The following is a 9,545-nucleotide window of genomic DNA, read 5'->3' as shown; positions in this document are numbered from 1 at the left end:
CACCCCGACCATCGACACTCTCGTCGAGTGGGCCAACGGTGCGCTCGACCGCCCGGTGACCGCCGCCGACACCCTCAAGAACATCCTCGTCAAGACGCGGCGCCCCGGGCTTGGGGGCTGCCGCCGACGGAGCTGCGCCGTCGCCGTTCGCCTTCGCGAAAGATTCGCGCAGTCGACGCGCGACCGGCGGCTCGACCGTCGAGGACGCCGACTTCACGAATTCGCCCTGTTCCTTCAAACGGGCGAGAAGTTCCTTACTGGTGACACCGAGTTCCTTGGCCAACTCGTGTACACGGGCCTTGCCTGCCACTGCTCTCCTCACTGATGAGGTCGAGCGGCTGGTGCCCGCACGACCTCGGGTTATCTCCGATGGACGTTCATCGCTGGTGCTTCACGGTGTGCTCATGAGTGCTTGTACCTGTTCTTCTCAGAGTTGGTGTCCCCGGTCCGGCGCGTATCGCTACGCCGAGTCCTCCTCGTTCCGGACCCCGACCAGCTGAACAAGCGCAGACGGGTCGATTGTTCCCGACACCCGCAGCGCTCTGCCGAATGCTCGACGCCGTTCCGCCTGACCGAGGCATTCCGGATCGGGGTGCATCCACGCGCCCCGACCGGGCATCCTCCGCCCCGGGTCCGGCACCAGCACGAAGCCTGACGGCTCCGTCGCCCGCGCCACAACCCTCAGCAGATCGGCAGCCAGCACCCGCTGCCGACACCCGACACAGGTGCGCACCGGACCGGTGCGCTCTCGGTCGACCGAGGGCAGCTCATGCTGAGCCATCGACCACTCTACCGCTGATCGGGCCGGAACCGTGCATTCCACGCCTATCTGCCTGTCGCGGGCGATCCCGCCGACGCCGGACCGCCGGCCGCGGCATCGCTGCGGATGTCGATCCGCCACCCGGTCAGCCGCGCGGCCAGCCGGGCATTCTGCCCTTCCTTGCCGATCGCGAGGGACAGCTGGTAGTCGGGAACGACGACCCGCGCGGCGCGCGCGTCGGGGTCGACGACTGTGACGGATACCACCTTCGAGGGGGACAGCGCGTTACCGACGAACTTCGCCGGATCCTCGTCGAAGTCGATGATGTCGATCTTCTCGTCACCGAGTTCGCGCATGACGTTGCGCACCCGCTGCCCCATCGGGCCGATGCACGCGCCCTTGGCGTTCAGTCCCGGCACCCGCGAATGGACGGCGATCTTGGAGCGATGGCCGGCCTCCCGCGCGACGGCGACGATCTCCACCGACCCGTCCGCGATCTCCGGCACCTCGAGGGCGAAGAGCTTGCGCACCAGGTTGGGGTGCGTCCGCGACAGGGTGATCTGCGGGCCGCGCTGCCCCCGCGACACCCCGACGACGTAGCACCGGATCCGGTCGCCGTGCTCGTACGTCTCGCCGGGCACCTGCTCGGCCGGCGGGATCAGCCCTTCGGTGCCGGTGGTCTCGGCGCCGATCTTCACCACGACCATGCCGCGGGCGTTGGCGCGGGTGTCGCGCTGGACCACGCCGGCGACGACCTCGCCCTCGTGCGTCGCGAACTCCCCGAACCGCTGCTCGTGCTCGGCATCGCGGATGCGCTGCATGATCACCTGGCGGGCGGTGGTCGCCGCGATGCGACCGAAGCCCTCCGGGGTGTCGTCCCACTCGGAGACGAGGTTGCCGTCCGCGTCGAACTCCTGCGCCATCACCCGCACGGCACCGGTCCGGCGGTCCACGTCGACGCTCGCGTGCGGCTGGTGCCCGTCGGTATGCCGGTAGGCCGTGAGCAGGGCCGTCTGGATCGTCTCGATCAGCGCATCGAACGGGATGTTCTTGTCGGCCTCGAGGACCTTCAGGGCTGCGATGTCGATATTCACTTGTCCACCTTCACTTCGTCCGTGCCGTTGTAGTCCGTGCCGCTCTCGTCGTCCGGGTCGTCGCCGTCGCCCTCGGCGATCTCGCCGGCACGCACCCGGCCGTCCGGCAGGCCGCCCGCGAGCTCGAGTTCGCGCGGATTCGGCGCGTTGAACTCCACCTCGACGACGGCGCGGCGCACCTCCGCGAGCGGGATCGCCCGCACCGAGGGCCCACTGCGGCCGGGAACGACGATCCGGACCTCGTCCCCGACGAGCTCGCCGATGCGGCCGACGATCGTCTCGTCGTCCAGTTCGATCCGGGCCTTGCGGGCCTGGGACCGGCGCCAGTGCCGCTCGCGGGTGAGCGGGCGGCCGATGCCGGGGCTGGTCACCTCGAGCACGTAGGGCGACTCGCCGAAATCGGAGACGGCGTCGAACGCCTCGGAGACCAGGGTGCTCAGGCGGGCGGCCTCGTCGAGGTTCAACCCGGCGTCGCTGTCGACGAACAGCCGCACCGTGCTGTGCTTGCCCGCAGACGTGATCACCACGTCCTCGAGGTCGTATCCCTCGCGCTCGATCGGGCCGGAGACGAGTTCGGCAATTCTCTCCGGGGGCGGCACCGGCATCGCGACAGGCTCCTCGTTCAGTTGTGATCGCAGCGGACGTCATGCCGGCGCACGAGCGGACCGGCAGGTATTCAAGGGTATCGCGCATCCGGCGCTCCCGTGACCAACCCCCCGCGGCCCGACCACCGTCGGATCCGCCCGGACCGGGCTGGCACGATGGTGCGGTGCCGACGCCCGCATCCTCACCGCCCGTGTCCCGACGCACCGTGCTGCGCTGGTCCGGCGCCGCGCTCGGCGGCGTCGGTGCGCTCGCCGTCGCCGGGTGCGGCGCCGGCACGGACGACGGCGCCGGGGAGGTCGATCCCCTGATCGCCCAGGCCGAGCGGGCGCGCGTCGACGCCGCGACCGCCGGTCTGCTCGTCGCGCTGCTCCCCGACCGGGCGGGCGCCCTGAATGCCGTCGGCGCCGAGCGCACGACCCACGCCCAGGTCCTCGACGCCGAGGTGGCCCGGCTCGCCGGGGCCGACCCGGCGTCGACCACCACGGCGTCGACCACCACGACGACGACCGTGGCCCCGGCCGCGGATCCACCCACCCTCGACCTGCTGCGCGAGCGACTGAACGGCTCCCAGCGGGCCGCCGCGGACCTGGCCCGCACCCTGCAGGGCTACCGGGCGGGCCTGCTCGCCTCGATCAGCGCCGCGTGCGCCGTGCACAAGGGGGTGCTGCTGCCGTGAGTTCACAGTCGCTGGGCGTCGAGCAGCAGGCCCTCGTGGACGCGTTGAACGCCGAGTACGCCGCGGTGTTCGGCTACGGCATCGTCGCCGCGTTCTCCAATCCCGCCCGCGCGGCCGAGGTGTCGGCGGACACCGCCGCCCACCGGGCCCGGCGCGACGCCACCACGGACGCGCTGCGGGCCGCCGCCGTCACCCCGCCCACCGCGGCCGCCGGGTACACGACGCCCTTCCCGGTGACCGACGCGGTTTCCGCCGCACAGTTGGCGGTGCAGATCGAGACCGATGTCGCGGTGGCGTGGCGCTCCGTCGTCGAGCGGGCACGCAGCGAGCACACCCGCGGGGCGGCGATCGAGGCCCTCACCGAGTCCGCGATGCGGGCGGCCCGGTGGCGCGCGAACCTCGGGGTCGTCCCGCCGTCCGTCGCGCTGCCCGGGCAGCCCTGACCTCGACCGGGACGCCGCGGCATCCGCTCGCGCCGACCGCCGCGGGCGAAGTGCTCAGTCGGTCACGACCGCTATCGCGAAGCCGTCCCAGCCCTTTGCGCCGACGGTCTGCAGCGCGGTCGCGTCGAGCCGAGGGTCGGTGGCCATGAGTTCCAGCACCTCTCGGGCGCCGCGCACCCGCTCGTCGTCGAGATCGGCGTTGGTGACCGAACCGCCGCGGATCACGTTGTCGACGACGATGACGGTGCCGGGGCGGCCGAGCCGCAGCGCCCACCGCACGTAGTGCGGGTTGTTCTCCTTGTCCGCATCGACGAACACCAGGTCGAACGGGGCCCCGCCCTCGAGGGACGGCAGGGTGTCGAGGGCGGCGCCCACCCGGATGTCGACCCGCTCCCCCACGCCGGCGCGATCGAGGTTGGCGCGCGCGACCCCGGCGTGCCGGGGCTCGTACTCGAGGGTGACCACGCGCCCGTCGTCGCCGACGGCCCGCGCGAGCCAGATGGTGGAGTACCCGCCGAGCGTGCCGATCTCGAGGATGCGCCGCGCACCGCGGATCCGCGCCAGCAGATGCAGGAACTTGCCCTGCACGGGTGCGACGTCGATCGGCGGCAGGCCCGCCGCGGCGTTCGCCGCGAGCGCGTCCTCGAGCTGAGGGTCGGCCCCGATCAGGGTGTCGGTCAGGTAGGCGTCGGTGCGCTCCCAGTCGTCCATGGCATCAGTGTGGTGCCCCGGTGGCCCGCACGCGATCCCGAGGGCCACCGGGGGTGCTACTACGCGCCGAGGATCTCCTTCAGGGCCGCATCGGCCGGCACCTCGCGGGACTCGCCGCTGAACCGGTCGCGCAGCTCGACCTTGCCGTCGGCCCAGCCGCGGCCGACGACGACGACCAGCGGCACGCCGAGCAGCTCGGAGTCCTTGAACTTCACGCCGGGCGAGGCCTTGCGATCGTCGAGCAGCACCTCGACGCCCGCCTTGTCGAGCTCGGCGGCCAGATTCTCGGCACCCTCCCGGGCCGCCTCGTCCTTGTTCGCGATCACCAGGTGCACCCCGAACGGGGCGACCTCGGCGGGCCACCGCAGGCCCTTGTCGTCGTGCTGCTGCTCGGCGATCACGGCGACGAGCCGGGAGACACCGACGCCGTAGGAACCCATGGTCGGGCGCACCGGCTTGCCGTTCTCGCCGAGCACGTCGACGGCGAAGGCGTCAGTGTACTTGCGGCCGAGCTGGAACACGTGGCCGATCTCGATGCCGCGCGCCGACACGAGCGGGCCCGCACCGTCCGGGGACGGGTCACCGTCGCGCACCTCGGCGGCCTCGATGGTCCCGTCCGGGGTGAAGTCGCGCCCGGCGACGAGTCCGACGACGTGCCTGCCGGGCTCGTCGGCGCCGGTGATCCACGACGTGCCGTTTCCGACGCGCGGATCGACGAGGTAACGAACTCCGTTGTCGAGCAACGCTTTCGGACCGATGTACCCCTTGACGAGGAACGGGTTGGCCGCGAAGTCGGCGTCCGTGAGCAGCTCGTACTCGGCCGGCTCGAGCGACGCGCCGAGCCGCTTGTCGTCGACCTCCCGGTCGCCGGGGATGCCGATGCCGAGCAGTTCCCACTCCCCGCCGGGTCGCCGCGTCTTGACGAGGATGTTCTTGAGGGTGTCGGCGGCGGTCACCGGGCGGTCGAGCGCACCGTTGGCCCACTCGACGAGAGTGTCGATGGTCGGGGTGTCCGGGGTGTCGTGCACCACCGCCTCGGGCAGCCCGTCGAACGGAACCGGCTCGGGGGCCAGGGTCTCGACGGCCTCGACGTTCGCGGCGTAGCCCGACTCGAGGCAGCGCACGTACGTGTCCTCGCCGGCGTCGCTCTCGGCGAGAAATTCCTCCGACGCGCTGCCGCCCATGGCGCCCGACGTCGCGGAGACGATCACGTACTTCACGCCGAGTCGGGCGAAGATCCGCTCGTAGGCGTCACGATGCGCCCGGTACGACTCGGCCAGGCCCTCGTCGGTGAGGTCGAAGCTGTAGGAGTCCTTCATCACGAACTCGCGGCCGCGGAGGATGCCGGCACGGGGACGTTCCTCGTCGCGGTACTTCGTCTGGATCTGGTACAGGGTGACCGGAAAATCCTTGTACGAGTTGTATTCACCCTTGACGGTGAGCGCGAACATCTCCTCGTGGGTGGGGCCGAGCAGGTAGTCGGCGCCCTTGCGGTCCTGGAGCCGGAACAACCCGTCGCCGTACTCGGTCCACCGGTTCGTGGTCTCGTAGGGGTCGCGCGGCAGCAGCGCCGGCAGCGAGATCTCCTGCCCACCGATCGCGTTCATCTCCTCGCGCACGACACGCTCGACCTGCCGCAGTACCCGCAGACCCAGCGGCAGCCACGAGTACACCCCCGGGGCGATGCGGCGGACGTAGCCGGCGCGCACGAGCAGCTTGTGGCTGGCGACCTCGGCGTCGGCCGGGTCGTCGCGGAGGGTGCGGAGAAACAGGTGCGACATGCGGGTGATCACGGGAGAGCAGCCTACCTGCCGCCCCGGAACCGACCTCGGTACGGTTACCGCTTGTGCTGGTGCTTCTGCCTCCCTCCGAAACCAAGTCCGACGGCGGCGACGGTGCGCCCCTCGACCTGGGCGAGCTGTCGATGCCGCAACTGACCGCGACCCGCGAGGAGCTGGTGCAGGCGCTCGTCGACCTGGCCGCGGATCCGGAGGCGTCGAGCCTCGCCCTGGGCCTGGGTCCCACGCAGGCGGACGAGATCGAACGCAACGCCAAGCTGTGGGTCTCGCCCACCCGGCCGGCTCTCGCGCGCTACACCGGGGTGCTGTTCGACGCCCTCGACGCCGGCTCGTTCACCCGGGCGCAGCGGGAGAAGGCCCACCGACGACTCGCGATCGGGTCGGCCCTGTTCGGCGCGGTGCGCGCGGGCGATCCCATCCCGGCCTATCGCCTGTCGGGCGGATCGAAGCTGCCCGGCGTCGGGACCCTCGCGTCGCTGTGGCGGCCGGAGCTGAGCGGCGCCCTGGCCGCCGAGGCCGCCGGGCAGCTCGTGGTGGACCTGCGGTCGGGGGTGTACCGGCAGCTCGGGCCCGTCCCCGGCGCGGTCACCGCGACCGTGCTCACCGAGCAGCCCGACGGCAGCCGCAAGGTGGTCAGTCACTTCAACAAGCACCACAAGGGCCTGCTGGCCCGCGCGCTCGTACTGACCCGCGCGGAGCCGGCCGACGTCGACGGTGCCGCCCGCGTCGCGGCCCGGGCGGGCCTGCGGGTCGAGGTGGCGTCAGCCACCGAACTGGTGATCCTGACCTGACTGCGGCACGCGCCGGGTGTCCTGCACCGCGGTGAGGAACCGGTGCGCCGGGTGCCAGAAGCTACCGAGCACGGCCGCCACCCGAGGGTCGGCGGACCCGGCGGCCGATCGCTGCAGTTCGGCCAGCCGGTCGGCGCACTCGCCGCAGGCCTCGTCGAATCGGACGGGTTCGGCGAATCGGGCGGGGTCGGCGGCGGCGTCCCCGATCCGGTCCACGAGCTCGGCCAGGGCTGTCAGGAGAGCAGGCACCGAGCAGCGCGCCGCGTCGTCCGCCCCGTCGAGAACGCCGTCCGACGCCGCCTCCGCCACGCGGGCGAGTTCGCGGAGCGCCGGCACGGCGTACCACAGCCGGTCGAGGACGTCGTCGGAGGCCGAGGCCTGATCCCGGACCCGGGCCGCGATCGGGCGCGGATTGAGCCGCACACTCTCTCGTGCCCACTGCGACGACTCCGCCGCGCGGTCCATCATCCGGTCGATCTCCCCCGTGCGACGCACCCAGCCCCCGGGCCCCGGACCCGCCTCGTCGCCCAGCCCGGCGGCCATGTCACACAGCAGGGATCGGGCCTCACGGGCGAGTACCCCGAGTTCGTCCCCGACCGGGTAGACCGGCGGGAACAGCACCGCGGTCACCACGAGTCCGCACGCTGCCCCGATCGCCGTCTCGAGCAGCCGCTCCCCCAGCATCACGGGGCTGCCGGCGGCGCCCGTCGCGATCACCAGCAACGCGGTGATCGCCACCCAGATCCCGTTCGAACCGAACCGCCGCCAGCGGCCGACGAACCAGCCGACGAGCACCACGACGCCGATCGCCGCCGTCTGCCCCGGCACCAGCCATTCCGCCGTTGCCGCGAGCAGCACGCCGGCGACGACCGTTCCGATCTGCACCACCGCCTGCCGGAGGGACCTGAACACCGTGGTCTCGACGAGGAACACCGCGACGTAGGGGGCGAGGAAGGCCTGCGGCAGCGTCAGCCACTCGGCGGCGACGAGCCACGCGAGGACCGCCGCGAGGGCCGACTTCAGCGCCTGCGCGGCGACGTACCGCTCGTGCCCGCGCACGCGTACCGCGCGTGCGGTCCACGTCGCCGGGAACCGCATCCACTCGGTGATGGTCGACAACATGTCCGTCGGCTACCCCGCCGCTGGGGCCGGGCACACCTCGGCGGCAGGGCCGGTACGGGGCTACGCGCCCTGCGCCGCCTTCTCCGCCACCTGGGCCTGCGCCACCTGCTCGGGGGTGAAGCGGATGAACAGCGCCGCGGCACCCGCGATCACGGCGCACACCGCACAGCCGACGAGGGCGAAGAGGTAGCCCTCCCCCAGCGCGTAGAGCTGGCCGGGATCCATGTCGGCGACGGCGCCGGACGTGCCGCCCAGCGACAGGGTCCGCGACGTGGCCATCGCGCCGATCACGGCCAGGCCGATGGGGCCGCCGAGGGTCTGCGCCACCTGGGCGATCGCCGCGAGCGGGCCGATCTCGTGCGAGCCGACGCCGGCGATCGCGCACAGCGGCAGCGGCACCACGGCCAGGCCCACCCCGAACCCGACGACGAGCACCAGGACGAACAGCGTCGGCAGGTAGGCGACGGTGTGCGACATCGTCGAGCCGTACAGGAGGCTGACCGCCATGATCAGCGCCCCGGTGACGACCAGCCAGCGGGGCCGCACCCGCACCGCCAGCTTCGACGCGACCGCCGCGGCGGCGCCCAGGCCGAAGGCGAAGGGCACGAACGCCAGGCCGGCCTGCAGCGGCGAATAGCCGAGGATGTCCTGCACGAACAGGGCGACGAACGCGGCGAGGCTGAACATGACGGCACCGGCGAAGAAGATGGACACGAACGTCGCGACCCGGTCCGCGTTGCGGAACAGCACGAACGGCAGCAGCGGGTTCTCGGCGCGGCGCTCGACGACGAGGAACACCGCGAGCAGCGCGGTACCGGTGATCAGCGCGCCGACCACCGCAGGACTGGTCCACCCCATCTCCGGGCCCTCGGTGAGCCCGAAGACGAGACCGGTGCAGCCGAGTGTGGCGAGCACCGCGCCCGGCACGTCCAGCGGCAGCCGCTCGGCCGCGGTCTCGCGCAGCGCGACCACCGCCAGGCTCACGATCAGCATCCCGATCGGCACGTTGATCAGGAAGATCCAGCGCCAGGACACCTCGGTGAGGGCGCCGCCGATGATCAGCCCCGCGATCGATCCGACGCCCGTCATGGCCGCGAAGATGGCGATCGCCTGGTTGCGTGCCGGTCCGGGCGCGAAGGTGGTGGCGACCAGCGCCAGGGCCGTGGGCGAGGCCACGGCGGCGCCGACGCCCTGCAGCGCGCGGGCCGCGACGAGGGTGCCCTCGTTGACGGCGAGGCCGCACAGCAGCGACGCGACGGTGAACAGGCCGACGCCGGCGATGAACATGCGTTTGCGGCCGAAGGCGTCGCCGAGACGTCCGCCGAGGAGCATCAGCCCCCCGTAGCTCAGGGCGTACGACGTGAGCACCCAGTTGCGGCCCGCGTCACTCAGACCGAGGTCCTCCTGCAGCGGCGCCAGCGCGAGATTGGCGACCGTGCCGTCGAGCACGACCATCAACTGCAGACCGCTGAGGACGATGATCGCCAGGCCCAGCGCACGCGTGGTGACGGGGTAGCTCACGGGCGAGGAGGTTTCGGCCATG

General features: G+C 72.2%; 11 protein-coding genes. 3 read left to right on the top strand and 8 right to left on the bottom strand.

The window, feature by feature from the left end:
• The 4 genes from G6039_RS30740 to rimP form a co-directional block, all read right to left on the bottom strand.
• On the bottom strand, positions 1 to 310 hold a 310-nt coding region (locus G6039_RS30740), incomplete at its 3' end, for a translation initiation factor IF-2 N-terminal domain-containing protein (protein ID WP_338148583.1).
• Positions 311 to 460: 150 nt separating this feature from the next.
• Positions 461 to 781, bottom strand: a complete 321-nt coding sequence (locus tag G6039_RS19825; protein WP_080688557.1) for a YlxR family protein — start codon at positions 779 to 781, stop codon at positions 461 to 463.
• A gap of 44 nt (positions 782 to 825) precedes the next feature.
• Positions 826 to 1,854, bottom strand: coding sequence for a transcription termination factor NusA (nusA, locus tag G6039_RS19820; RefSeq protein ID WP_006937408.1), 1,029 nt, complete (start codon positions 1,852 to 1,854; stop codon positions 826 to 828).
• Positions 1,851 to 2,459, bottom strand: coding sequence for a ribosome maturation factor RimP (gene rimP / locus G6039_RS19815; protein ID WP_029543281.1), 609 nt, complete (start codon positions 2,457 to 2,459; stop codon positions 1,851 to 1,853). Before rimP ends, nusA begins: the two co-directional genes overlap by 4 nt.
• Positions 2,460 to 2,623: 164 nt before the next feature.
• On the opposite strand from rimP, the gene G6039_RS19810 reads away from it, so the two are divergent.
• Together G6039_RS19810 and G6039_RS19805 are read left to right on the top strand one after the other, a co-directional pair.
• On the top strand, positions 2,624 to 3,136 hold the full coding sequence (locus tag G6039_RS19810) for a hypothetical protein (RefSeq protein ID WP_029543274.1): 513 nt from the start codon (positions 2,624 to 2,626) through the stop codon (positions 3,134 to 3,136).
• Positions 3,133 to 3,579 (top strand): ferritin-like domain-containing protein, encoded by a 447-nt coding sequence (locus G6039_RS19805; RefSeq protein ID WP_006937411.1) that lies wholly within the window; start codon positions 3,133 to 3,135, stop codon positions 3,577 to 3,579. The genes G6039_RS19810 and G6039_RS19805 overlap by 4 nt, the downstream gene beginning before the upstream one ends.
• 54 nt (positions 3,580 to 3,633) lie before the next feature.
• Here the strand turns inward: G6039_RS19805 and G6039_RS19800 are convergent, their stop codons facing one another.
• Both G6039_RS19800 and G6039_RS19795 read right to left on the bottom strand, forming a co-directional pair.
• Entirely contained in the window at positions 3,634 to 4,290 is a 657-nt protein-coding gene (locus G6039_RS19800; protein ID WP_029543269.1) for an O-methyltransferase, read from the bottom strand.
• A 59-nt stretch (positions 4,291 to 4,349) separates the two neighbouring features.
• Complete coding sequence (locus G6039_RS19795; RefSeq protein ID WP_006937413.1) at positions 4,350 to 6,083, bottom strand: proline--tRNA ligase; 1,734 nt, start codon at positions 6,081 to 6,083, stop codon at positions 4,350 to 4,352.
• 53 nt (positions 6,084 to 6,136) lie between these two features.
• On the opposite strand from G6039_RS19795, the gene yaaA reads away from it, so the two are divergent.
• Positions 6,137 to 6,880: a peroxide stress protein YaaA gene (gene yaaA, locus G6039_RS19790; protein WP_029543262.1), complete on the top strand. Its 744-nt coding sequence runs from the start codon at positions 6,137 to 6,139 to the stop codon at positions 6,878 to 6,880.
• Here the strand turns inward: yaaA and G6039_RS19785 are convergent.
• Positions 6,851 to 8,002, bottom strand: coding sequence for an FUSC family protein (locus tag G6039_RS19785; protein WP_029543260.1), 1,152 nt, complete (start codon positions 8,000 to 8,002; stop codon positions 6,851 to 6,853). The genes yaaA and G6039_RS19785 overlap by 30 nt on opposite strands.
• A 60-nt stretch (positions 8,003 to 8,062) precedes the next feature.
• A complete protein-coding gene (locus G6039_RS19780) occupies positions 8,063 to 9,544 on the bottom strand; it encodes an MFS transporter (protein WP_006937416.1) in 1,482 nt (493 codons plus the stop codon).
• Position 9,545: the final 1 nt, after the last annotated feature.

The organism is Rhodococcus aetherivorans, from assembly GCF_011058165.1.
Classification (GTDB): Bacteria; Actinomycetota; Actinomycetes; order Mycobacteriales; family Mycobacteriaceae; genus Rhodococcus; species Rhodococcus aetherivorans.
The sequence above is the reverse complement of the archived record's forward strand: the minus strand, read 5'-3'. Positions and strand labels throughout refer to the sequence as shown.

Bases quoted from the DNA above. Each gene is read 5' to 3' on its own strand.
- rimP (WP_029543281.1), bottom strand. From the start codon at position 2,459: ATGCCGGTGCCGCCCCCGGAGAGAATTGCCGAACTCGTCTCCGGCCCG.
- G6039_RS19825 (WP_080688557.1), bottom strand. From the start codon at position 781: ATGGCTCAGCATGAGCTGCCCTCGGTCGACCGAGAGCGCACCGGTCCG.
- G6039_RS19800 (WP_029543269.1), bottom strand. From the start codon at position 4,290: ATGGACGACTGGGAGCGCACCGACGCCTACCTGACCGACACCCTGATC.
- G6039_RS19785 (WP_029543260.1), bottom strand. From the start codon at position 8,002: ATGTTGTCGACCATCACCGAGTGGATGCGGTTCCCGGCGACGTGGACC.
- G6039_RS19780 (WP_006937416.1), bottom strand. From the start codon at position 9,544: ATGGCCGAAACCTCCTCGCCCGTGAGCTACCCCGTCACCACGCGTGCG.